The following is a 22,296-nucleotide window of genomic DNA, read 5'->3' as shown; positions in this document are numbered from 1 at the left end:
CTTGGCAAAGTGTATTTGTTCCGCCTTACGGAAAATCTTTGAGCGCAACCGAAGTTGTGCGAACGGTATTGCTTTTACAAATTTTTGCACCACTTCAGCGGTTTGCTCACTTCTCTGTAGGCTTTAATGTTTCTGCAAAAGATTTATTGGGCTTCACTGCCAAAACTCGGAAGGCCGTCCGGTCGTATGGTACGCTAAGGCGCTACCTTTTTTGATTTTTAATTTTCACTTTTTAATTCGCCTGCGAACGCACCGCCTGTATCATCCGAAAATTATCATTTAAATCTTTCAACAGCGAAACTTCAAAACCTTTACTCTCTAAAAGTGTTTTGGTTTCTTGCGCTAAATTCCGGTTAATTTCAAAGTATAGGAGACCGTTTGCGCTTAGTTTTTCTAAAGCGAAATCAGCTATCCTGTCGTAAAAAATTAGGCTGTCCTCATCGCTTACAAAAAGCGCTAAATGCGGTTCGTGCTGGGTTACCTGGGCTTGCATCTGTGTTTTTTCGCTTTGCGCGATGTAAGGCGGATTGCTTACAATTACGTCAAAAAATGGATAGTCTGCTGGCTTTAGGTTTAAAGCATCATCTGCAATAAAATTTACCTCTACATTATTTGTGATTGCGTTGCTTTGTGCCGTTTTTAAAGCGTTTTCTTCTATATCCATAGCATAAACTCTTGCCTCTGGCAAATTAGCTTTTAAGCTGATGGCGATGCAACCGCTTCCGGTTCCGATATCAATAATGTTAATGTTTTTTTTTCTATGGTTTTGGATAATTAGATGCACCAGCTCTTCTGTTTCTGGCCGGGGAATTAGAACGCTAGGATTAACGCTAAACTTCAGGCGATAAAAATCGGCTTCGCCCAATACATACTGAATAGGTTTTCCTTGGGCCAAAGCTTGGACGTATTGCAGAAAATACTGCTGTTGGCTTGGCGATAGACTTGCATTGTTGGAAACAGTTCGAGCTTGCAGATGCTCCAGAAGCATGTTGTACAAGACCATTCTCTCGGAAGCGGTGTATAGCTGTTGGAGTTGAGTATCTAGCAGATGTTTGTAATCCATTTATGCTTACAAAGATAGTTTTTTACGCATTTATCATTGCTCTAAGGTCTTTTGATAAATAAGGTCGCCGATAGCACTTGGCATCTACTGGGCGAGACGCAACGAACAGTGTGACACTAAGCGCCCTACTTTTTTAATTTTTAATTCGCTGGATTTGGTCGTACCGAGACGCTACGACCAGTGTGAGCTGCGACCAGCGTGGGCTCTGTATTGCCAACGGAAAATCTACCAAATCATATCCGCCACAGCAACCTTTCCCCACTTTTTATGGTATTGTACGCTTAACCCTATTTTTTTATATGCTGCATTTAAACAATTAATGCGGTGGCCCAAGCTGGCTACGTTATGGTCAATCAGCCACTGCATCACAATATCTTTCCCTGTTTCCATGCCGTAAGAACAACATTCCGCATAATTCCCTTTTTTACAGTTAATGCGGGTATGTCCTTCTTGGCCTGCCAAGCCTTGTTCAATGGCAAAACATTTAGCGTTTTCATAAGCATCCACATCAAAAACTAACGCTTCGCAGGGCTTTGCGCGGTTAAGGTCGCTAATTAAAGAGCTAATGTACGGCGAGCCTTTTAAATATTCGCCGTATTTAGCTGGACCGTAATAACCCGGAATTTCGTATCTCACAAAATCTTGCGGATACAAACGCGCTAAATTGATATAAGTAATCGCATCTTTTTCTACGCTACTTAACACAGCCACGTCTTTGGCGGTGTTGGCTTTTGCTATTTGCTCGCTGGTCCAGCCTTGCGAAAAGGCCATCAGCGCCATGCATGTTAAAAGGAGAGAGAAGATTATGCGTTTCATGTTTTTCTTGGTGAAGATATCATCCGCTGTCCTTAACGCCTATACCTAAATTTTGGTATTTTGATAAAACGCGGACAGCTAGGGATGTCTTCCTGTGTTTCGTAGCACTTCGCCCGCCATTAGGCCAAAATGTGCAAGCTCCCCCAAAATAGTACAGTTTAAAAGTAGAATAAATTTAAACTGTAGATATCCGGTGCCGGTAGCCGGCATTTTAAAAGAGTTCGAGAACGCGAAAGACATAACGGTTCCAGGCTTCGCGTTCGGGGGTTTCGGAGCACAAAATTGGCAACCTGCACACAGTTGAATAGAAGTGCAAAGCTTCAAGATTGCACGTCAGCCCGCCTCACGCGTGTTAGTAGGCTGTTTTTCTATCTTTCGCTTCGTTTGTCATTTGGGATATTGATAATTCCACAACCGTCAACAAGCCAATTATTTTTATTATTAATCATTTTCATTGTCAACTTAAAGTCCGGCCAGTCTTTACCTTTAACTACAACATAATTTGTCCTTTCGTCAAATGAGTCCAACTCAAAACCCTTGTCAGGATAGTCTTGAGCGTCAAAAATCGGGTCTGCCTCAAGTCCCATTTCTGGGTCAAGTTTATAAGCTTCATCCATTATCTTTTTTAACTCTTTCCTAAAACTCTGAGCTGTCAATTTATTTGAATTTGTAAATTCAACAACCCCGACTGATTCTTTCGTTTTATTACAATTGTCGACATAAGAGTTGATAAAGGCCAAAGCATTTTCAATTAGTTTTTCTTGTCCAACTTCAGTTGATTGAACAACATTTTTGCCTGTCGATACTTTGGTGTCTGTGGATTGTCCACAGGATGCACAAAAGATAAGTGTCAATATCAAAATGTGTTTCATAGATGTCGTTTCTTTAAACTAGCCCGCTAACGGGCCGCGAATGGCGATGGATGGGATTTTTAGTACTGAGCAGAAGTTGAATTTTCACTTCTGTTGATACGAAGCCGTTTAGCCCGCCTATTGCCAATACAATGTTAGGGGTTCATGTTTCCTGTCGTTAAGTTTGTCATTTTAATGTCCGTGATTACTTGCTTCTTTTGGGAATTTATCGGCAATTAAATTTAATCTAATAGTGTTCTAAATATGCTTTCATTCCGTCTAAAACCGTTGTGAAACCACCCGTATTGTCCTTAATTGACTGAATTAAATCGTCCCCCGTTTCTTTAAAGCCGTAATTTTTGATTACAACGTAAGTCGTTTCGTCTGTCAGTGCCCTAAACTCGAAATCCACTGTCGTTGTAGGGTCGCCCCATTCAATCGAAATTTTCTTGTTAGGTATGATTTCTTTTACTTGCACTTCACTTGAAACATTATACATTTCCCATTCCCATTTTACGGTTTTTCCTGTTTCTAACTTTCCGCTTGATTTTGTAAACCAGAAGTTGGTTGTAATTGCCGGGTCGATAAATGCCTGAAAAACTTGCGAAACCGGTTTTCTGATTTGCATTTGTGTTTCTACTGTCGGTATGTTGTTTGCCATATTTGTCGATTTTCAAGGTTCAAAATTGTGGTTTCGTTGGCTCGTCCGTTACAATGCCCGCTACGTCAGTTTGTCAAATCCCGAAAGGATGTTCTACAATAAATAGTCTGCCGCCTCCGGTATAGCTCTTTGTCCAGCTCTATCCGCGCCCTATTGGCCTCGATCACTTCGGCATGTTACCCGGTTTGGTTGCGGTCTTTACCACTAATGAATTTCATCCTTAAAAATACCGAAATTCTTCGATATAGAGAATTAACCTACAAGATATTAAATCAACCATAGATTTTTAGTCAGTTTGACGGTTTGTAGCTAGGCGTCAGTAGCAATTCCAGCGGACTAAGTATGAGTGTTGCAGAAACTTCATTTACGCAATCCGTTCCCACGGCTTCGGTTTGCGCTTTACTCCTTCATCTTTTGCTCTAAAAAAGTGGCTGATTATTTGCTTTTTCAATTCCTAAACATCTAAAACAGAAAAATTATGTCACATACACACCACAACGCTGGCAGCCCTAACGCTACCAAGCAGGATCACGAAAAAGATTTATATGGCAAAGAAGCCATTGAGAAATTAAAAGAAATTACCAAAAGCGCAGAAAACTGCTTCTTTTGTACCAATATCAAAACCGGTGTGCCTATTTCGGTAAGGCCAATGTCGGTTTTGCAAACGGATGATCAAGGCAACCTTTGGTTCATGAGCGGTAAAGACAGTCACAAAAAGGAAGAAATAGAGGCCGATCCTTTTACCCATCTCTTTTTTCAGGAAAACAAAAACTCCGGCTTCCTAAATATATACGGTATTACCGAAATTGTGGAGGACCAAGCTAAAATAGACGAATTGTGGAACCCTTTGCTTGAAGTTTGGTTTCCGCAAGGTAAAACAGATCCAAACATTTGCCTGCTAAAGGTGACGCCAACCAGCACCTACTATTGGGATACCAAACACGGAGAGCTGGTTTCTTTTGCCAAAATGGTGACTTCCTTATTCATTGGCAAGCAGATGGACGATAGCGTAGAAGGAAAACTTGAAATTTAAAATCAGCCTCGGAAGAGGCTTTTTTTATGACCGACTCCTCCAAAACTATTTTCCTCTTATCTTTAGCTCATGCAAGAAAAAATCATCGTATTAACTGGCGCGGGCATTTCCGCCGAAAGCGGACTTAAAACTTTTAGAGGAAATGATGGCCTGTGGGAAGGTTATAATATTGAAGATGTGGCTACTCCAGAAGCGTGGCGGCGCAACCCCGAGCTGGTACAGCGTTTTTATAATGAAAGGCGCAAAAACGTCATGGAGGCTAAGCCTAACGCCGCGCATTTAGCTTTAGCCGAGTTAGAAAAACATTTTGAAACGCTCATTATTACCCAAAACATCGATGATTTGCACGAGCGCGCCGGTTCAAAAGCCATTATCCATTTGCACGGAGAGATTATGTATGCGCAATCTTCAAAAAACCCGGCTTTAATTTATCCTTTGCAAAGTGCCGAAATTGCCATGGGAAGTACATGTGCCTTGGGTTCGCAATTGAGGCCGCACGTAGTTTGGTTTGGCGAGGCTGTGCCCATGATAGAAAAAGCCATGCATGAAATGCCTAAAGCAACAAAAGTTATTTTGGTTGGCAGCTCTTTGGCGGTTTATCCGGCAGCGGGACTTTTAGATTTTGTGGCTGCAGACGTCCCTGTTTACCTGGTAGATCCGCAAATTCCGCAGGTAAGATTATCTAAAAATTTAGTTAAAATAGAAGAACCGGCCAGCACAGGGGTTCCTAAATTGGTAAATCAACTTATTGCAGAAAAGGGTAGGGCTTAACGATAAAGGTCTTTAAAACGGTCCAACATCCCTAAAATCCCAAACAAGCCGCCGGTGTGCACCATTAATATTTTACTGCCGGGTTTTAGATAGCCGTTCGATACATAATCTTGGATTGCAAATAAGGTTTTTCCGGTATAAACCGGATCCAACAAAACGCCCGTCTCAGTTGCAAATCTTTGGATAAACTGCAGTAATTCTGCATTAGTTTTTGCGTAACCGCCGAAATGATACTGACTAAACAGTTCGTAAGTATGAGGTTTAACTAACAAACGGTCTATTTCGGCTTTTAAAAAACCATCACCTTTTAAAGCAGAAATCACATTCATTTTGGTGGCCAAATTTTTTTCTGCTAAAGCGTTGATGATACCTGCGGCGGTTGCTCCGGTTCCGGCTGCACAAAAAATAGCATCATAAGTGTGGTTTAACTCGTCAATAATTTCCCGGCAACCTTGCGCAGCGGCCTGGCCATATCCTCCCTCATCAATAAAAAACGTCTCATTATCCCCTTCAAAATAATGGTTAAAGCAATTTTGCTTATCGCGATAAGCATCGCGACTTACAAAAATCAACTGCATCCCAAATAGCTTACAAAATTCCAATACGGGGTTGCTTACTTCTTCCCCACGAATAAAAGCCGTGGTTTTAAAGCCGAATTTGGCACCTGCGGCAGCTAAAGCCAATATATGGTTAGAGTAAGCTCCGCCAAAGCTTACCAAACGCTTTTTTTGGGTTACCGATGCATGTATCAGGTTGTATTTGAGTTTGCGCCATTTATTGCCCGAGATAAAGGGATGAATCAAGTCGTCCCGTTTCATAAATAAACGAACGCCGTGCGAGGTGATCGGCGCGAAGTTAATTTCTTCTTCCGGACTGTAAAAGTTAAACTCCATGTGCTAAACAAAAAATCCTGATTAAAACGTCTTTAATCAGGATTTTAAAGGGTTTGATGTAATAAATTATTTGCCTATGCCAAAGCCGATACCGCCGGAAACCGCTTGGTACTCGCCAACGCTATAGGAAGCATACAGGCGGAAAAAGGCCAAATGCAAAGCGAAACCAACGTTGCCCCGCAAACCCGAAATATCTGTGCGGTCTATTTTTACCGGGTCAGTAAACCTAATGTAATCAGTGCTTAAAGGGTTAGGGTCTTTAAAGTTATATTTTCCCAAAACGTCTAACTTTGTTTTAGCGCTGTTATAACCAATGGAAACAAAAGGCGTAAAAACCGCCAATTTTTTAGAAAGTATGGCATCTATCGTATATCCAGATAGTTTAGCTTCCACGCGCTGGTTTTGGTCTACACCGGGGTTTTCATCGTTAAGCTGATCGCCCACTTTAATCTTGTAATCATAGGTGAGCTGGTTGTAGCCAAAGGCCAAAGCCAAATCAATTGGAATTATTTTTTCTGTTTTTCCTGGCAGTAAATATTTGGTAATCTCGTGTTTTACGCCGAAACCCCAAGACTGTATGGCGCCAAAATCGTCTCCTTTAAATTTAGGCGTATAACGCACAGATACATCCGTGTTTTTAATAATACCAACTGTCAATTGCACTTGTGGCGACGGTACGGTATGGAAACCTAAACCTTCGGGCATATCAATTTGTGCACCTGTAGGTACGCCATTATCGTCTTTTAAAATTAAAGTCGCGCTATAATCGTCTTTTCCAAAAAAAGTAGGGGATGTGGGGCGGTTCCAACCAACGTTATCAGAAAGCTTTAGATCAGCAAAGCGCATTTCTTGGTCTTTGCTCGGCACAAAAGCTCCGGTAGCCTGAAATTTTAAATCGAATTTTCCGAGGTTTTTGGCTTTCGCCGAGTTGAACCAAGCGCTGTTCATCCCAAAACCGAAACCTTTAAAGGCTGGCTGAAAGTATGCGTTAACTAATTTGGTGGCATCTTCGGGACCGGATTTTATCAGTTCCGATACGTCTTGTGCCTTAAGCGTAGTTACGCCTGTTAACGCTAAGCCTAGCATTAGTGAAGAAAGTAAACTTTTTTTCATCGTACCAAAGAGGATAAATTATTCTCTAAAGTAGATTTTTCTGATAAGAAACGGAAAAAAGTTCAACACAATGCCAATTTTTCTAGTAAAATCTCTCATATCTATAAATGGTTTATAAAACCAATACGGCTCAAAATCAAGAATGATACCAATTGGAGCTAATTTGAACGCTTTTTAATGAAAAGGTTTAATTTTGCCGGATGGATTTAGAGAAAGCCCTTACAGAAGAAGAGGATAACGATTTGTTTGAGCATTTTAAGCTCACGGTAGATAAAGGGCAATCGCTATTGCGCATTGATAAGTTTTTGATGTTGCGTATAGAAAATGCATCACGCAATAAAATCCAAAACGCTATTGACCTAGGGAATGTACTGGTTAACAAACAAAAAATTAAAGCCAGCTACAAAGTAAAACCCTTTGACGAAATCAGCATCGTACTGCCGCACCCGCCACGGGATAATGAGGTTTATCCAGAAAACATACCTATAAATATCGTTTATGAAGATGATGATGTGGTGCTGGTAAATAAAGAAGCCGGTATGGTGGTGCATCCCGGCTATGGAAACTGGAGCGGCACTTTGGTAAATGCTTTGGTTTACCACTTTAACCAATTGCCACAGCTTCCCGGCAATGACGGCAGGCCCGGCTTAGTGCACCGTATTGATAAAGATACCAGCGGTTTGCTCCTCATCAGTAAAAACGAGCGCGCCATGACTTTTTTAGCGAAGCAGTTTTTTGACCACAGTATCACGCGCCAATACCTTGCCCTGGTATGGGGAGATTTAGCCGAAGACGGTACCGTTTCGGGCTACATCGCCCGCAGTGTAAAAGACCGCAAAGTAATGCAGGTTTATGATGATGAGGAAAAAGGGAAATGGTCCGTAACGCATTATAAGGTGCTAGAGCGCTTTAATTACGTCACCCTGGTGCAGTGCGAGTTAGAAACAGGGCGTACCCACCAAATCCGCGCACACATGCAGCATATTGGTCATCCTTTATTTAACGATGCCATGTACGGCGGCGATAAAATTAGGAAAGGGACCTTGTTTGCCAAATACAAAAATTTTGTCGAAAATGCTTTCGCGATGATGCCCCGCCAGGCCCTGCACGCCAAAACTTTGGGCTTTGTGCATCCCAGCAAAAAAACGCATTGCCACTTTGATACCCAACTTCCGGATGATTTTGCCTCTGTATTAGAGAAATGGAGAAATTACGTAAAAAGTGCAAGCTAAAGGCTAAAAACCAAAATGCAAAGCTTAGCTTTGCCACTTATGCAGCACAACTTTATCAACTTTAATGGCGAGATAGCAGCGGGTGATGATAAATTGTTTACCAATAACAACCGTGCATTTAGGTATGGCGACGGTTTGTTTGAGACCATGCGCGTGAGCAATGGGAAGTTGAATTTTGCAGATTTACACGCCGACCGTTTACAGCAAGGGATGAAAACCCTAAAATTGGAAGGTTACTCTAACTTTGATGCGTATTTTTTGCGCGAAAAAATTGACGAGCTCCTCAAACGCAACAAAATTGCTAAGAACGCCCGGGCACGCTTTAACGTTTACCGCAACGCCGAGGGCCTATACACACCTACCGAAAATAAAAGCGCATTTACCTTAGAACTGTCCGAACTGCCAAGCCCGCGTTACGAGCTGAATCCTAAAGGTTTGATAATGGATGTGTACGATGATATCCTGAAGCCGATAAATAAACTATCTAACCTAAAAACCTGTAACGCCTTGCCCTATGTGATGGCGGGCTTATACAAACAACAAGCGCGTTTAGATGAGGCATTTATCCTTAACCAAAATTCTTTTTTGTGCGAAAGCATTACGGCAAACGTATTTTTAGTTTACCGCGGGCAAATTTATACGCCGGCATTAAGTGAAGGCTGTATTGCAGGTGTGATGCGCAGCGTGGTAATGGATTTAGCAAAAGAAAATGAGCTAAACATGATTGAAGCGCAAATAAATCCAGAAATTTTAGAAGAAGTGGAAGAGGTGTTTATCACTAATGCCGCCAAAGGCATACAATGGGTAATGGGCTTTAACCGCAAACGTTACTTTAATGAAGTTTCCCGCTTTTTAACAGACAAATTGAATAAGCTGGTTTAAAGCTGCTTCCGGTGTAATTTTTAGAGATCATAGCTAAAAGCTCTTACAATAATTCGTAGGAGCTTGTTTACCCATTCTAAAACCTAACCAGCTAACTCCCAACCATCTAACCCCTAACAAACTAACCACCTGACCCCGAACCAACTACAAAACCACGTTCAACCCTGTACACAAAAAGATATTGTGCGTACGGCTGCGGTGGGTAAAGTTAGATAAACGGTACTGTGTACCTACTTCCAAGGAAATGTGCTTGTTAAATTCCCATTCGCCGTAAAGTGCAAGGCGTTCTTCATATTCGGGTTTTTTTTGCGGATGTTTTTCAACCATCACCTCGTTGATCACAGAAACTTTATCGAAGATGAAATCTGTTTTTTGGCTGTATTTGGTTTGGTAGCGTAAACGCAAGCGTGTTGCCGAAGGGTAAATGCGCTGTTCTGTGCGGATGCGGTGTTTAAAAACAGCATTGTCATCTTTTCTCCACTCAAATTGTTGCATCAGCCTAAATTCACGCTCGTGCTTGGTTTCGCCTTCAAATCGGTAACTCAAACCTAAAGCTAACCAGCGGTTTTTCTTTACTTCTAATTTTGTGAAATGCGATAGCTCAATGTGTTTCAACTGCCACTCATAGTCGCTATTTCGGTACAGGAAAGTTCGGTCTTCTACAGTGAAAGACTGGCCTACTGTTTTGTTTAAAGCATATTTCACCGTTGCGGATGGCATGGCATAAACGTTCAGGTTCTGTTGCGCGAACGCCTCGGTCATTGCCATACAACAAATAAAACATGCGATTATAAATGGGGAAATTCTCATTTTGGATTAAAAAAAAGACCTACTCATAGGTCTTTTTGTGCGGGTGCAAATTAAAGGATTAATCTTCTAAATCACTAACTAATTTGCCGTTTCCGTCAAAGTACAGTTTACGCTCTTTAAATAAACCTTGCTCAATTTCTACTTTGTAGCTGGTTTTTCCGTTCACTTGCGTTGCTTCAACGTTATCAATTTTGTAATCCGGATGCGCTTTTTTGATGGCGCTGGCAATGCTATTGGGCAATTCTGTAACGGCTACTTCTTTTTCTACGCGTACGGCTGTTCCATTCGCGTCGTAACTAATCTCGTGGTCAAAACGGCCAATATCAAATTCTACTTTGTAATATTCGCCCTTCATTTCCCAATCCACGTCTTTTGCTTGTGGATAAGCTTTTTGGAAAGCGCCCTGCACTTTTGCAGGCAGTTGAGATGTTTTTAAGTCTTGAGCCTGCGTTGTAAAACCGGCCAGTGCCAGAACGGCTGCTATTTTTAATGTTTTCATAAATTTTTGTTTTAAACCTTTATCCAAAATTGTTGCCGAAAACTGGAAAAAATTGGTAAAAAGCTTCGATAGTGGAAATTTTCCCATTTGTTTCTAGATTAGCGTTTTAACCTTGTAAGAAAAGCCCGTTAAATGTTGCATCCTAAGAAGTTGAAACGCCCATGAAAATATTAATTGTTGAAGACGAGCCACAGATGCTAAACAACATGAAGCAAACCTTAGAGCTAGAGCACTACACGGTAGAAACCGCCGATGATTTTGACCAAGCAGCCTCAAAAATCAGCAATTACGAATACGATTGTATTTTGTTAGACATTAATCTGCCCGATGGAAACGGTCTTGAATTGCTAAATAACTTAAAGGACATGGGCAAAACGGAAGGCGTAATCATTGTATCGGCCCGCAATTCTTTAGATGACAGGATAGAAGGTTTAAACAAAGGCGCAGATGATTATTTAGCCAAACCGTTTCACATGGCCGAACTGCACGCACGTGTGAAAGCAGTGTTGCGCCGCCGGAATTTTGAGGGCAACAAAACCATAAAACTGGGCGATGTAGAGGTAGAGCCCGAGAGCCGCAGCGTAAGCGTAAATGGCCAGCCTATCGCTTTAAACCGCAAGGAGTACGATATTTTATCCTATTTAATCACTAACCGAGCCCGTTTGGTAACTAAGGCGGCTTTGGCCGAGCATGTTTGGGGGGATCATATTGACCAAGCAGATAGTTTTGATTTTATCTATTCGCAAATAAAAAATCTGCGTAAAAAGCTCGAAAATTCTAGCATAGCCATTGATGCGGTGTATGGCATTGGCTATAAATTGGACGTTAACGCATGAAACTACTTAACCACACCTCTAAATATTTGTTCATTTTATTATTACCGCTGCTTACCATTTGGGCGGTAATTTTTTATTATGCCCTTTTAGATGAGATTTATGATAGTTTAGATGATGGTTTAGAAAACCAAAAGGTATTGCTGTTGCAGGATTTTGCAGCAGGCCGGCCTATTGAAACACCGGAAAGGTTTGATAAACAGAACCACCGCATTACACAAATTTCTGCAGAAGAATTTAAGGAAGCCGAGGATGATTTTCGAGATTCTTTGATGTACATGCAAAATGAACAAGAGTTTGAGCCGGTACGTATTTACGAAAGCGCTTTTCGGCTAGGCGATAAATATTACCGCTTGCAAATCGCCACTTCAATGGTTGAAGAAGATGATTTGATTAAGAGTGTTATCAAATATCTTATTATCCTTTATCTTTTGCTACTGGCAAGCATTATTTTGCTGAATAACATCGTTTTGCGCAAGGTATGGAAGCCGTTTTATAGTCTTATTGCACAGCTAAAGCAGTTTAGGATTGAAAAAGAAAACGCTATTCAAACACACGATAGTAACGTAGAAGAATTTCAATTGCTAAATGCTACGGTAGCGCAACTTACCCACAAATCGCGCGAAAGCTACATCAACCAAAAGCAGTTTATAGAGAATGCGGCGCACGAGCTACAAACGCCATTGGCCATCAGCATTAACAAGCTGGAGCTTTTTTCTGAGAAACATCCGCTCAGCGATGACCAGCTGGCCGAGATTGGAAGCGTTCTGGACAATCTAAATCGATTGACGCGTTTAAATAAGTCGCTTTTGCTGCTCTCAAAAATTGAAAATAAGCAGTTTCTAGAGTTAGAGCGGGTTGATTTTAATGAGCTTTTGCAACAGCTTGCCTCAGATTTTGAAGATTTGCTGCAACATAAACAGATACGCTTCACCGTAAAATCATCAGCACCGCTACAATATAGCTTAAACGCGGGTTTGGCCACCATTTTAGTTACAAATTTGCTCAAAAACGCTATTGTGCACGGTAAAAAGGAAAGTGAAATTCAGGCTTCTATCAGCTATAACCAAATTACCATCAGTAACACCGGCACCGCCAAAGCTTTAAATACCAATGATGTATTTACGCGTTTTAAAAAGCAAAATCCCGATTCGCGCTCTACCGGCTTAGGTTTGGCCATTGCAAAAGCGATTGCAGACCGTTACCATTTACAGCTCCAATATCACTTTGATGGGCAACATCATTTTACTTTGGCGTTTCCAATCTAATTTTTCCTAATTGTTTCCAGTTTTCGGTTCTAAACTTGTAACAACAATTTAAAACGGCAAACTAATTACGTTATGGCAAATACCTCGACGTAGTTTTTAAGCTATTAAAACAAATTAGAAACTTATGAAAAACGCAATTTTATTTCTTTCCATGTTAACCATCGGCTTGGTTTCGTGCAGTAAAGACGATGATGTAAAAATCACAGAAACACCGGAAGCAGTGCAAACTGCATTTAACGCCAAATTTTCTGGCGCTACCCAAGTTGAAACAGAGCGCGACGGCGATTTGTACGAATTTGATTTTAAATTGAACGGTGTAGATTACGAAGCGCAATATAAATCAGATGGCAATCTGGTGAAGTTTAAACACGATTTAGCGCTTAGCACAATCCCAACAGCCATCCAAACCAAAATAAATGCCGATTATGAAGGCAAAACAGTGGATGAGGTTGAGATGCTTACTATCGGTTCTGCCACTTATTACCAAGTAGAAATTAATAATGAGCCCAACGATATTAAGCTGGTTTTTAATGCCGACGGTAGCCTGAACCAAAGTGTCACCTACTGGGATTAGGTTATATTCTTAAAAAATAGTAATACAAACTGGTGAGCCCGTGCTTACCGGTTTTTTTAATTTATAAAACCCTATGACAATGAAACGTACAAGCTTATACACTATTTTATTTGCCTTAGCATTTATAACGCTAACGGCATTTACCTACTTTAAAAGACATAAGGAAAATGTAGCACAAACAAAAACAGCTTTAAAAATTGTAAAAACTTGGACACTGCCGGCTTCCTTAAATGAGGTAAGCGGTATTGCCTGGGCAGCGGATAATTTGATTGCCTGTGTGCAAGATGAAGAAGGTAAAATTTTTCTTTATGATATTGTGCAGCACAAAGTTGTGCAAGAAATAGCTTTCGCCGATGCCGGAGATTACGAGGGGATTTCGGTGGTAAATAATGATGCTTACGTGATGCGGAGCGATGGCTTGTTGTATCAGATTAAAAATTACCGCTCTGCAGATAGGCAAGTACACAGCTTTCAAACCGCTTTTAATGCAGATAACAACATAGAGTCTTTGCATTACGATGCGAAACAGCACACCTTTATTACCATTCCAAAAGATGATGATAAGGAAGAAACCTCAAAAAACATTTATCGGGTAAAAGAAGGCCAAAACGGAAAATGGATTACAACACCTACTTTTAAAATTGATATGCAAGCTAGTGAGCTTAAAGAATTTAGAGGGAAAAAAGTAGCTAAAACCTTAAACCTGTCTGAGCTAGCGATAGATCCAAAAAGCGAGGACATTTTAGTTTTGGAGGGGAAGAATCCTAAATTGTTGGTTTTAAGTGCCGAAGGAAAAATTAAGCAGGTTTATACCTTAGACAAAAGTTTGTATGCGCAACCAGAGGGACTTACTTTTAGTCCAGACGGGCGTATGTTTATTGCCAATGAAGCAGGCAAAAAAGATGGCAAAGCCAACATTGTAGAAGTGCGTTTAAACCGCTAGGTTAAAATGTCGGCTATTTCGTGGTAACCTTTTTCGGCGGCTAAATCGGCCGCCAACTTGCCGCCCTCCATACGTGCGCTCACATTTGCACCGGCCTCTAATAACAAGATAATTAGTTCTATATTCCCGTTTTGGGCCGCGCTGTGTAAAGGCGTTAAACCCGATTGTTGTGCTACATTTACGCTAGCGCCGTTCTCGATCAGCATTTTGGTAATATCTGTAAAATTACCGGCAACGGCAGAGTGGATAGGAAATACATTGAAACCGTTTTGCGACGGCAAATTTACCGGAGCGCCTTTTAACACGAGATAACGTGCAATTTCATCGCGACCAAAATAACAAGCCAGTCCTAACGCTGTAAAACCGTCTTCAGAAAAACGGTTGGCCAAATCGGTGTCTTGATAAAGCTGGTGTGCAACCTCATCAAATTTTCCGATAGAAGCCGCTTCAAAAAAAGTGAGCTTGGGCAAAAACTCGGCAATAATAGGCGTAACCTCGCTTTTGTTGAAAAAGCAAGAAAGCATTAAAGGCGACACCCCATGACTGGTTTCTGCAGATGCCAAAGACGGCTGGGCAGTTAGCAATTGTTTAATGCCATTTGCATCGTTATTAATGATTAACTCTTCAATGCTTTGTTCCATTCTTAAGCGCTTTTGGGCTTTTATTTAACAGATAAACCCTAAAGCTAATTAAAAAGTTAAAAATTAAAAGTGAAAAGTAAAAATGTGGGGGAAGCTTAGGGGGATTTTTAGCCCAACAATGATTTTTAGAACAGCGCAAGCATCATCTTAACTAACAAAAGCGGAAGTTCTCCGCTTTTGTTAGTTAAATTTTTGTTCGATTTATTTTGCCGGTATAAACTTTAAAGCGGCGGAGTTTACGCAGTAACGCAAACCGGTAGGGGCAGGGCCATCTCTAAAAACGTGGCCCAAATGCAAGCCTGTTTTAGCTTCAATTACTTCGTCACGTGTCATTCCGTAAGAAGTATCTTTTGTCCAGATGACGGCCTTATCGTTAATGGGTTTGGTAAAACTTGGCCAGCCTGTACCAGAGTCAAATTTATCTTCCGAACTGAATAAAGGCTCGCCGGTGGCAACGCTCACATAAATGCCTTTTTTGTGATTGTTGTAATAAGCATTTTTAAATGCAGGTTCAGTGGCTTCTTTCACCATCACTTGGAAAGCTTGAGGGCTTAAAATCTCTCGCCATTGCGCTTCTGTTTTCTCTATCGGGAATTTGCCTTTTTTCTCTTCTAAAGAACTTCCGTTTTTATCTGTTTCTCCTTTAGATTGTCCGCATGAGCTTATACTCAGCATGCCGGCAAAACCTAAAATTAAATATCCTAACTTTTTCATTTCTTCTGTTTTTATGTTAACAACGAAATTAGCGTGCTTTTGGTTTTACCATCCCGGAGAAAAGGCCAAACCAAATACAGGTTTCTTCACATCGGTGCGGTTAAACGGGAAAGCCATATAAGGTTCTAACACAAAATAGCCAAATACATTTACGCGTGCCGAGATACCTGCACTATACGCTGGTACTTTAACCGTCGAATCATAAACGGGCACGTTGTTATTTGTTCCAATTTGTGGTGGCGCTTTCCTGCTAAAATCAACCGTCTGGCCTTTATCCCAAGCTAAACCGGCATCAAAAAACAGGTTGAGTTCCGAGAATAAAAATTTAGACGGGACAACCGACAACTTCTCGGGTCCGGTAAATGGTAAACGCACTTCAAAATTAACAACAGCTATTCGGTTACCAATCAATTGGTCGATACTGAAACCGTTAGCGCTTAAATTTTGACCGCTATTATCGCGGTAAAAAGAATTAGACTCGTAGCCTCTGATCAGATACGGGTAACCGATAAACAGTGGGTAAAGCTGATTATTAGCGTTTCCTAATCGGCCATAGCCATAAATTCTGCCTGCGAAAGTTACAGGCTTGGCGCGTACATAACGACGTAAATCTATGGTTGGCGCCGTAAAGGTATAAGTACCCAAATATTGCTCAAGGCCAATGCGATAACGGTAACCACTTAAAGGCGAAGCCACGCCAGAAAATGAATTGTCGCCCACTAAAGCAGTGTTAAGCTGGAAAATAGTATATGGTTTTAAATAGTACGAGCCGTAAAAGCTGTTGCCGCTGCTGTTGTTAAATTCATCAATAGAAATTTTGTTTTTATCCCGATACCAAGGATAATAGCTGGTGATGTTTCCATTAGCATCCACAGGATAGTAATCACTATACCTATCTACCCGATAAGAGTAGTGAGAGGCTCCGACGCCAAACTCGGCACGGGTAATTTTGTTAAAAGGGTAAGAAGTAAATGCTTGCGCCGATTCTTCAAACACACGCACTAAATCTAAATATTGATTATAAAACGTTTGTGTTCCGTTAGAGGTGGACAAGTCTTCGTATTTAGCGCCATAGCTGCCAAACTGATAAGGAATATGCGATACTGCACCGCCCCAGCTCCAACGGCTTTCTTGGTTCATATAAGCTATCTGCGCGCCAAAATCGTAAATTTCGCCGTTTACGGCTGCAGCCGCAAAAATCTGGTTTCTGCTCAAAATATCGCTAAAGATAGCTTGTACCCCGCCCGAAAGTCCGGTGCCAAAACGGCTGGTAGAAACGCCAGCGCCGTTGTTGGCAATATAATCCAGCTTAAACTGCGGGCGGAAAGGGATGCTTTTAACAGAATCTACCGGTAAATCATCATAAGCGCTAAAGTTTGCCAGGTTTTTATTGATGATATCTACGCCTACCGACGTTGGTGGGGGCAGAACTGCCGCACTTAAATCTACCTGTTGCGGGTTGACTGGCTTTGCGGTAAAATCCGAAGCCTTGGCATTGTACAGGGTGTAACGTTGCGAACGGTAGTACGAATAAACGATATCATCGCTGTTAGAAATGCTTAACGCAGGCGAGTTTTCTGTAATACCGCTAATGCCCGTGAAATAATCTGTGAGCTGTACCACCGACTGGCTGTTGAGGCTGTAGCGGTACAAATTACGGAAACCGTCTCTGTTAGATAAAAAGTAAATCTGGGTATCGCCATCTGCAAAAAGCGGGTTAAAATTGTTTGCGCCACTAAATACTTTTATCGGTTCAATTTGTTTGGTGTTTAAATCCAAAATGGCCATCCCCATTGGGATAGTCGCTTTTACATTATCGTCTCTTAAACTGGCACGGTCTGTAGAAAACACAATCTTTTGGCCGTCGCGCGAGTAGGAGGGCTGGTAATCTGTAAAATAGTCATCGGTAAGCTGGCTTACTTGTTTGCTTTGTAAGTTATAGCTGAACAAATCGCTTTGCCCATTTTTTAAACCCGAAAAAGCAATGTTTTGCCCGTCTGGCGACCAAGTTAAATTCCCGAATTGCTCCACATCGCCCATGCCCACATCTAAAAGCGTCCGGCCATTGCTAATGTCCACAATTACCAAATTATTGCGCCCCTTGCCAAAAACGCTAAATGCAAATTTCCGGCTATCCGGCGACCAAGCGCCAGCCGATTCTATAAAGTTGAACTCGTCAATATGGCTATTGCTGATTTTTGACGTTAGCTTTCGGATAATTTTCCCCGTTTGGGCATCGGCCAAATAAAGGTCAATAGAAAACAAATCGCGTTCTGACAGGTAAGCCAGATATTTCCCGTCTGGGCTAATGGCCGGCGCCACGTTCATGTCGCCGCCACTTAGCGTATCGGCAACGCTAATACCAATGGGTTTTTCGTCTGTGTTTTTCAGGTACGGGCGGTAGCTGTTTTGTAAAGACGCTTTCCAAAGGTTGGAGAGTGTTTTATCATCGTAACCAAAAGTGCGGCGGATAGCAAACTCGTAACCATACTTAGCAGTTGCTTTAAAGAACGGAAAAATGACCGTATCGCCATAGGTGGAGCCAATAAAAGCCCAAAAGGCTTGCCCGTAGCGGTAAGGGAAATATTTGCTGTTGGTAGTTAGGTCCTTTAAAGACGGTATGTCTTTGTTGAGTACCGCATCGCGCATCCACATCGCAGTATTCGCATCCACTTTTCCTAAAGAGAGGTACTCGGCCATCCCTTCTATCATCCATAAAGGCAAGTTCCCGATGTTTTCTAGCTGGGTAGAGTCGCCCTCTATCAAAGAATGGTATTGGAAAGCGTGCACCAACTCGTGCCCCAACACGTGGCGCGTTTGTCCGTTTATCTCCTGCAAAGGCATCACCACGCGGTTTTTTAAGCCTTCGGTAACACCGCCAGTACCAACGCCAATTTCTCCGCCAATAGCCGTTGTTTGCTGGAACTCGGGCGAGTTGCCGTATAAAATAATCGGGTTGGGGCGCCTGAATGTATCTCTGAAAACCTGTTGGTGCATAGAGTACCAAGCTTCGCTTTCTTTGGCAAAAGCTTTAATTAAACTGTCGTTTTTTGTGTAGTAGTACAAATGGAAGTGTGGCGTTTCGTACACTTTAAACTTTAAGTTTTTGTAGCGCACTTTATTTTGTCCAAAATATTGTGCTTGCGCAGATGAGCCAATGACCGTTATTAACAACAAAAGCATACCTGTTGCAATAAGGTATGCCCAATGTTTTTTATATTTCTGATGCTGCTCCATATATCTTAATCTTTAGATTTTTCTTCTTTGGCTTTTTGGCGTTCTAAACGGCGCTGTTCTCTGCGCGATAGCTCTTCCTTTTCTGCCGGTTTAGGTTGTTGTTTGTTAGCGTCTGTGCCTTGCGTTTTGTCTTTTTTTGCGTCTGTTGCTTTAATGACGTTTTCGTTCGGTTTTGCGTCTGGCTGTGGTTCTATCATCTCATCGTCCAAAGGTTGGTTTATCAGGTTTAAAGAATCCACCAAAGTACTATCGTTAAAGGTAGTATCCACCACAATGCGCGGCGATGGACAATTGTACTTACGTGTAATTTCTACTTCGGGTTTTGGAAAGGGGCCTAAAGTAATGCCGGTGCTTGGATCTTTGTAAACTTTCTCCATAAACTTTGCAAAAATTGGCAATGCTGTACGCGATCCTTCTCCAGTTTCTGAGGTGGTAAAGTGTACGCTTCTATCATCTGCACCTACCCAAACCCCAGTCACCAAGTCTTTAGTAATGCCCATGTACCAGCCATCAACATAATCAGAAGAAGTGCCGGTTTTGCCGCCTATTTGGTTGTTTTTCTTCCACAAATCCCACTCCCAAAGTGCTTGCGAGGTGCCTCCGGGTTCTTCCATGCCACCTCTAAACATATAAAGCATTAGCCACGCAATTTCTTTGCTTAAAACTTCGGTTTGTTTAGATTTAAACTCCTCAATAATATTGCCATCTTGGTCCGTAATTTTTTCTACCAGAATGGGTTCAACACGCTTTCCCTGATTTAAAAAAGTGCCGTAAGCTTTTACCATCTCAAATACCGAAACATCATTAGGACCTAAACTTACCGACGGTACGGATTGCAACTTACTTTCGATACCGCATTTGTGCGCATATTCTACCACTTTATCCCAGCCCACTTTTTCGGTAATTTGTGCGGTAATAGAGTTTACAGATTTTGCCATTGCCCAGCGTAAAGACATTTCGCGGTAGCTAAAGTGCCAGTCGGCGTTTTTAGGTTCCCAAACTTCTGTTTTGCCTTGGTCCTGGTAGGTGATGGTAACAGGTTTATCGGTAAATTTATCGCAGGGGTCTATACCGCTTTCAATGGCTGCTAAATATGCAAAAGGCTTAAAAGTAGAGCCGGCTTGGCGTTTGGCTTGATTTACGTGGTCGTATTTAAAGTAGGTATGGTCGTTTCCGCCAACCCAAACCTTAATTTTTCCGCTAAACGGATCTAAAGTCATCATGCCGGTATTAAGGATTTTGGCGTAGTACTTTATCGAGTCGACGGTAGAAAATTCCACTTCTTTATCGCCGTCCCAAGAAAATACGGTCATCTTCTTCTTTTTGTTTACATAAGCATCAATAGAATCCTGATTTCCAGCATAATCGCGAACCAAACCTTTGTACCACGGCAGGCGGTCTAAATTTTTCTGAACAAAATCTTCAATTACATTTCCTTCCGAGTCGCGCCACGGTTCACGGTCGCCCCAAACATTGTTAAAACGTTTTTGCAAAGTTTTCATTTGCTCGTGAACAGCTTCTTCGGCATATTTCTGTAATTTAGAGTCGATGGTGGTATAAATTTTCAAACCATCTTCGTACAAGTTGTAGTCGTTTTCATCGCACCATTTGTCCAACCATTTGGCTACGGCAGATCTTAGGTACGAGTCGCCGTCGTTTTTACCTACATCTTTACCCAAATCTAATTTTAAGGGCGTTGCCGATGCACTGTTGTACTGCGCTTGTGTAATGTAGCCGTACTTCTGCATCTGCGAAAGCACCACATTGCGCCTTTTTCTGGAGTTTTCTGGATTTTTGATGGGATTATAGGTGGATGTCGCTTTCAACATTCCCACCAAAGTAGCCGACTCTTGCAGGTTGATATCACTTACAGATTTGTTGAAGTAGTGTTTAGATGCAGTGTTAATGCCGTAAGAGTTGTTGCCGAATGGCACGGTATTGAGGTACATGGTAATTATTTCCTCTTTACTGTAGTTTGCTTCTAATTTATAAGCAGTAAGCCACTCTTTTACTTTTGAAACCAAGGTGCGCACCAAAGGTATTTTACTGATGAAGCCTTGCGATTTGTTTAAACGCGTGCGGTATAAATTTTTTGCCAGTTGCTGTGTAATGGTACTTCCGCCGCGTTTATCGCCGGTTGCCGTAGAAACAATGCCCGAGAAAATGGAAAAAAAATCGACACCGTTATGCTTAAAAAACCGAACGTCTTCTGTAGCAACCAATGCGTTAATAAGGTTTTTGTTAATCTCTTTAAAGCTTACCGGGGTACGGTTTTCTGTGTAATATTTGCCGATAAGCACGCTATCTGCTGTGTAAACCTCAGATGATACGTTTAGCGATGGAAATTTGATGTCTTTTTTTGCTGGCGAGTAGCCGAACAGTCCTAAGAAGTTAAGCTCTAAAGCGCACAAAAAAAGGATGATAAAGTAGATGACAATTAGTGGGTAGCGGACGGCTTTGCTGCGGATTTCTTTAAACATATATTTATAATGGCGCTTTGCTTGCAATAAAAGTGGAAGGAGTTTGAAATAACCCAAACAAATATAATTTTTGTTTGGCTAAAATTGCTGAAAACGTGCTCCAAATCGCGATTTAACACTATTTAACAATTGGTGCCGGTTTCAATTAACCAAGACGGAAACGGTCTGCGTCTTTTAAAAAAGGCATATAGCGGCGTGTTTTTTCTATCTCGTTTTTATAAATGCTAAAGGTGTAAACATCTTCCTCATCGCGTTTGTAGTAAACCACATTACCGGCCGGATCAATGCAGGTAGTGTCTCCGCAGTAATAAACTTGGTTTCCATCGTGCCCAACGCGGTTTAAAGCAATTACGTAGCTTTGGTTTTCGATAGCGCGTGCCGGGATGAGGGTGTTCCAATGTTTGGCGCGTTTTTCGGGCCAGCTGGCTACCACCAACAGCAAATCGTACAAGTCATCTTGGTTACGCAACCACACCGGAAAACGCAAATCGTAACAAATTACCGGTAATATTTTCCAGCCTTTAAAGTCGATGATCAATTTCTTTTGGCCGGCAGTATAAACGCTGTCTTCTTTGGCCATCCCGAAAAGGTGCTTTTTATCGTAATATTGGTAGCTACCATCGGGGTTCATCCAAATTAAACGGTTAAAAAACTGCCCGTTTTCTTTGATAATGATAGATCCGGTAACCACTGCATCGTAACGGTTGGCTTTTTCGTGCATCCACTGCATGGTTTTGCCGTCCATTTCTTCTGCCAAAGCTTCCGCATTCATAGAAAAGCCGGTACTAAACATTTCGGGTAAAACAATGATGTCGGTTTTCTCGCGCAAAGCGGATAATTTTAAACCAATATTCTGCAGGTTTTTATCAATGTTTTCCCAAAAAAGATAAACCTGCAACAAGGTGATTTTTAAACTTTCCATATTCATCTGTTTCTCATCAGTATTTGTGATTATAGATGCGTAACCGCAAAAACGGTTCCG

Annotated in this window: 21 protein-coding genes; 8 read left to right on the top strand and 13 right to left on the bottom strand. The window is 41.6% G+C overall.

Features of this window, described 5'->3' with window-relative positions; genetic code table 11:
• Positions 1 to 232: 232 nt before the first annotated feature.
• The 4 genes from prmC to BCY91_RS14275 all read right to left on the bottom strand — a co-directional run bounded on the left by prmC (position 233) and on the right by BCY91_RS14275 (position 3,391).
• Complete coding sequence (prmC, locus tag BCY91_RS14290; RefSeq protein ID WP_120182722.1) at positions 233 to 1,063, bottom strand: peptide chain release factor N(5)-glutamine methyltransferase; 831 nt, start codon at positions 1,061 to 1,063, stop codon at positions 233 to 235.
• Positions 1,064 to 1,288: 225 nt separating this feature from the next.
• A complete protein-coding gene (locus BCY91_RS14285) occupies positions 1,289 to 1,879 on the bottom strand; it encodes a CAP domain-containing protein (RefSeq protein ID WP_120182721.1) in 591 nt (196 codons plus the stop codon).
• Positions 1,880 to 2,247: 368 nt separating this feature from the next.
• A complete protein-coding gene (locus BCY91_RS14280; RefSeq protein WP_120182720.1) occupies positions 2,248 to 2,751 on the bottom strand; it encodes a hypothetical protein in 504 nt (167 codons plus the stop codon).
• A 226-nt stretch (positions 2,752 to 2,977) separates the two neighbouring features.
• Positions 2,978 to 3,391, bottom strand: a complete 414-nt coding sequence (locus tag BCY91_RS14275; RefSeq protein ID WP_245989153.1) for an SRPBCC family protein — start codon at positions 3,389 to 3,391, stop codon at positions 2,978 to 2,980.
• Positions 3,392 to 3,869: 478 nt separating this feature from the next.
• On the opposite strand from BCY91_RS14275, the gene BCY91_RS14270 reads away from it, so the two are divergent.
• Positions 3,870 to 4,424 carry a pyridoxamine 5'-phosphate oxidase family protein gene (locus tag BCY91_RS14270; RefSeq protein ID WP_120182719.1) on the top strand — a complete coding sequence of 185 codons (555 nt, stop codon included), beginning with the start codon at positions 3,870 to 3,872 and terminating at the stop codon, positions 4,422 to 4,424.
• 69 nt (positions 4,425 to 4,493) lie between these two features.
• Positions 4,494 to 5,195, top strand: coding sequence for an SIR2 family NAD-dependent protein deacylase (locus BCY91_RS14265; protein WP_120182718.1), 702 nt, complete (start codon positions 4,494 to 4,496; stop codon positions 5,193 to 5,195).
• On the opposite strand, the gene BCY91_RS14260 is transcribed toward BCY91_RS14265, so the two are convergent.
• On the bottom strand, positions 5,192 to 6,088 hold the full coding sequence (locus tag BCY91_RS14260) for a 1-aminocyclopropane-1-carboxylate deaminase/D-cysteine desulfhydrase (RefSeq protein WP_120182717.1): 897 nt from the start codon (positions 6,086 to 6,088) through the stop codon (positions 5,192 to 5,194). The two genes, BCY91_RS14265 and BCY91_RS14260, sit on opposite strands and share 4 nt — an antisense overlap.
• Before the next feature lie 66 nt (positions 6,089 to 6,154).
• The gene (locus tag BCY91_RS14255; protein WP_120182716.1) at positions 6,155 to 7,201 is read right to left on the bottom strand and encodes a DUF6588 family protein; all 1,047 of its coding nucleotides are present in this window, start codon (positions 7,199 to 7,201) and stop codon (positions 6,155 to 6,157) included.
• A gap of 200 nt (positions 7,202 to 7,401) precedes the next feature.
• On the opposite strand from BCY91_RS14255, the gene BCY91_RS14250 reads away from it, so the two are divergent.
• Entirely contained in the window at positions 7,402 to 8,433 is a 1,032-nt protein-coding gene (locus tag BCY91_RS14250; protein ID WP_120182715.1) for an RluA family pseudouridine synthase, read from the top strand.
• 15 nt (positions 8,434 to 8,448) lie between these two features.
• On the top strand, positions 8,449 to 9,315 hold the full coding sequence (locus BCY91_RS14245; RefSeq protein ID WP_245989151.1) for an aminotransferase class IV: 867 nt from the start codon (positions 8,449 to 8,451) through the stop codon (positions 9,313 to 9,315).
• A 144-nt stretch (positions 9,316 to 9,459) separates the two neighbouring features.
• Here the strand turns inward: BCY91_RS14245 and BCY91_RS14240 are convergent, their stop codons facing one another.
• Entirely contained in the window at positions 9,460 to 10,077 is a 618-nt protein-coding gene (locus tag BCY91_RS14240) for a DUF2490 domain-containing protein (RefSeq protein ID WP_182995398.1), read from the bottom strand.
• A gap of 106 nt (positions 10,078 to 10,183) precedes the next feature.
• Positions 10,184 to 10,624 (bottom strand): PepSY-like domain-containing protein, encoded by a 441-nt coding sequence (locus BCY91_RS14235; protein ID WP_182995397.1) that lies wholly within the window; start codon positions 10,622 to 10,624, stop codon positions 10,184 to 10,186.
• Positions 10,625 to 10,785: 161 nt separating this feature from the next.
• Here BCY91_RS14235 and BCY91_RS14230 point away from each other — a divergent pair, with 161 nt between their 5' ends.
• The 4 genes from BCY91_RS14230 (at position 10,786) to BCY91_RS14215 (ending at position 14,242) form a co-directional block, all read left to right on the top strand.
• Entirely contained in the window at positions 10,786 to 11,460 is a 675-nt protein-coding gene (locus BCY91_RS14230; RefSeq protein WP_120182711.1) for a response regulator transcription factor, read from the top strand.
• On the top strand, positions 11,457 to 12,725 hold the full coding sequence (locus BCY91_RS14225) for a sensor histidine kinase (RefSeq protein WP_120182710.1): 1,269 nt from the start codon (positions 11,457 to 11,459) through the stop codon (positions 12,723 to 12,725). The genes BCY91_RS14230 and BCY91_RS14225 overlap by 4 nt, the downstream gene beginning before the upstream one ends.
• A 124-nt stretch (positions 12,726 to 12,849) precedes the next feature.
• Positions 12,850 to 13,299, top strand: a complete 450-nt coding sequence (locus BCY91_RS14220) for a PepSY-like domain-containing protein (RefSeq protein ID WP_120182709.1) — start codon at positions 12,850 to 12,852, stop codon at positions 13,297 to 13,299.
• A gap of 79 nt (positions 13,300 to 13,378) precedes the next feature.
• Positions 13,379 to 14,242: an SdiA-regulated domain-containing protein gene (locus BCY91_RS14215; protein ID WP_120182708.1), complete on the top strand. Its 864-nt coding sequence runs from the start codon at positions 13,379 to 13,381 to the stop codon at positions 14,240 to 14,242.
• Here BCY91_RS14215 and BCY91_RS14210 read toward each other — a convergent pair.
• The 5 genes from BCY91_RS14210 to BCY91_RS14190 form a co-directional block, all read right to left on the bottom strand.
• Positions 14,239 to 14,883: an ankyrin repeat domain-containing protein gene (locus BCY91_RS14210; RefSeq protein WP_120182707.1), complete on the bottom strand. Its 645-nt coding sequence runs from the start codon at positions 14,881 to 14,883 to the stop codon at positions 14,239 to 14,241. The genes BCY91_RS14215 and BCY91_RS14210 overlap by 4 nt on opposite strands.
• Positions 14,884 to 15,084: 201 nt before the next feature.
• Positions 15,085 to 15,597 (bottom strand): peptide-methionine (R)-S-oxide reductase MsrB, encoded by a 513-nt coding sequence (gene msrB / locus BCY91_RS14205; protein WP_120182706.1) that lies wholly within the window; start codon positions 15,595 to 15,597, stop codon positions 15,085 to 15,087.
• A 45-nt stretch (positions 15,598 to 15,642) separates the two neighbouring features.
• Positions 15,643 to 18,834 (bottom strand): basic secretory protein-like protein, encoded by a 3,192-nt coding sequence (locus BCY91_RS14200; protein ID WP_317124683.1) that lies wholly within the window; start codon positions 18,832 to 18,834, stop codon positions 15,643 to 15,645.
• A 5-nt stretch (positions 18,835 to 18,839) separates the two neighbouring features.
• Positions 18,840 to 21,314, bottom strand: a complete 2,475-nt coding sequence (locus tag BCY91_RS14195; protein WP_120182705.1) for a penicillin-binding protein 1A — start codon at positions 21,312 to 21,314, stop codon at positions 18,840 to 18,842.
• 145 nt (positions 21,315 to 21,459) lie between these two features.
• Positions 21,460 to 22,236, bottom strand: coding sequence for an amidohydrolase (locus BCY91_RS14190; RefSeq protein ID WP_120182704.1), 777 nt, complete (start codon positions 22,234 to 22,236; stop codon positions 21,460 to 21,462).
• Positions 22,237 to 22,296 lie beyond the last annotated feature (60 nt).

Source organism: Pelobium manganitolerans (assembly GCF_003609575.1).
Taxonomy (GTDB): Bacteria; Bacteroidota; Bacteroidia; order Sphingobacteriales; family Sphingobacteriaceae; genus Pseudopedobacter; species Pseudopedobacter manganitolerans.
Note: the sequence above shows the minus strand (reverse complement) of the source record. Positions and strands in the feature narration are given on the sequence as shown.

Bases quoted from the DNA above. Each gene is read 5' to 3' on its own strand.
- msrB (WP_120182706.1), bottom strand. From the start codon at position 15,597: ATGAAAAAGTTAGGATATTTAATTTTAGGTTTTGCCGGCATGCTGAGT.
- BCY91_RS14275 (WP_245989153.1), bottom strand. From the start codon at position 3,391: ATGGCAAACAACATACCGACAGTAGAAACACAAATGCAAATCAGAAAA.
- BCY91_RS14225 (WP_120182710.1), top strand. From the start codon at position 11,457: ATGAAACTACTTAACCACACCTCTAAATATTTGTTCATTTTATTATTA.
- BCY91_RS14230 (WP_120182711.1), top strand. From the start codon at position 10,786: ATGAAAATATTAATTGTTGAAGACGAGCCACAGATGCTAAACAACATG.
- BCY91_RS14255 (WP_120182716.1), bottom strand. From the start codon at position 7,201: ATGAAAAAAAGTTTACTTTCTTCACTAATGCTAGGCTTAGCGTTAACA.
- BCY91_RS14235 (WP_182995397.1), bottom strand. From the start codon at position 10,624: ATGAAAACATTAAAAATAGCAGCCGTTCTGGCACTGGCCGGTTTTACA.
- BCY91_RS14250 (WP_120182715.1), top strand. From the start codon at position 7,402: ATGGATTTAGAGAAAGCCCTTACAGAAGAAGAGGATAACGATTTGTTT.
- BCY91_RS14245 (WP_245989151.1), top strand. From the start codon at position 8,449: ATGCAAAGCTTAGCTTTGCCACTTATGCAGCACAACTTTATCAACTTT.
- BCY91_RS14240 (WP_182995398.1), bottom strand. From the start codon at position 10,077: ATGACCGAGGCGTTCGCGCAACAGAACCTGAACGTTTATGCCATGCCA.
- BCY91_RS14285 (WP_120182721.1), bottom strand. From the start codon at position 1,879: ATGAAACGCATAATCTTCTCTCTCCTTTTAACATGCATGGCGCTGATG.
- BCY91_RS14200 (WP_317124683.1), bottom strand. From the start codon at position 18,834: ATGGAGCAGCATCAGAAATATAAAAAACATTGGGCATACCTTATTGCA.
- BCY91_RS14280 (WP_120182720.1), bottom strand. From the start codon at position 2,751: ATGAAACACATTTTGATATTGACACTTATCTTTTGTGCATCCTGTGGA.
- BCY91_RS14215 (WP_120182708.1), top strand. From the start codon at position 13,379: ATGAAACGTACAAGCTTATACACTATTTTATTTGCCTTAGCATTTATA.
- BCY91_RS14220 (WP_120182709.1), top strand. From the start codon at position 12,850: ATGAAAAACGCAATTTTATTTCTTTCCATGTTAACCATCGGCTTGGTT.
- BCY91_RS14270 (WP_120182719.1), top strand. From the start codon at position 3,870: ATGTCACATACACACCACAACGCTGGCAGCCCTAACGCTACCAAGCAG.
- BCY91_RS14210 (WP_120182707.1), bottom strand. From the start codon at position 14,883: ATGGAACAAAGCATTGAAGAGTTAATCATTAATAACGATGCAAATGGC.
- BCY91_RS14265 (WP_120182718.1), top strand. From the start codon at position 4,494: ATGCAAGAAAAAATCATCGTATTAACTGGCGCGGGCATTTCCGCCGAA.
- prmC (WP_120182722.1), bottom strand. From the start codon at position 1,063: ATGGATTACAAACATCTGCTAGATACTCAACTCCAACAGCTATACACC.
- BCY91_RS14190 (WP_120182704.1), bottom strand. From the start codon at position 22,236: ATGGAAAGTTTAAAAATCACCTTGTTGCAGGTTTATCTTTTTTGGGAA.
- BCY91_RS14195 (WP_120182705.1), bottom strand. From the start codon at position 21,314: ATGTTTAAAGAAATCCGCAGCAAAGCCGTCCGCTACCCACTAATTGTC.
- BCY91_RS14260 (WP_120182717.1), bottom strand. From the start codon at position 6,088: ATGGAGTTTAACTTTTACAGTCCGGAAGAAGAAATTAACTTCGCGCCG.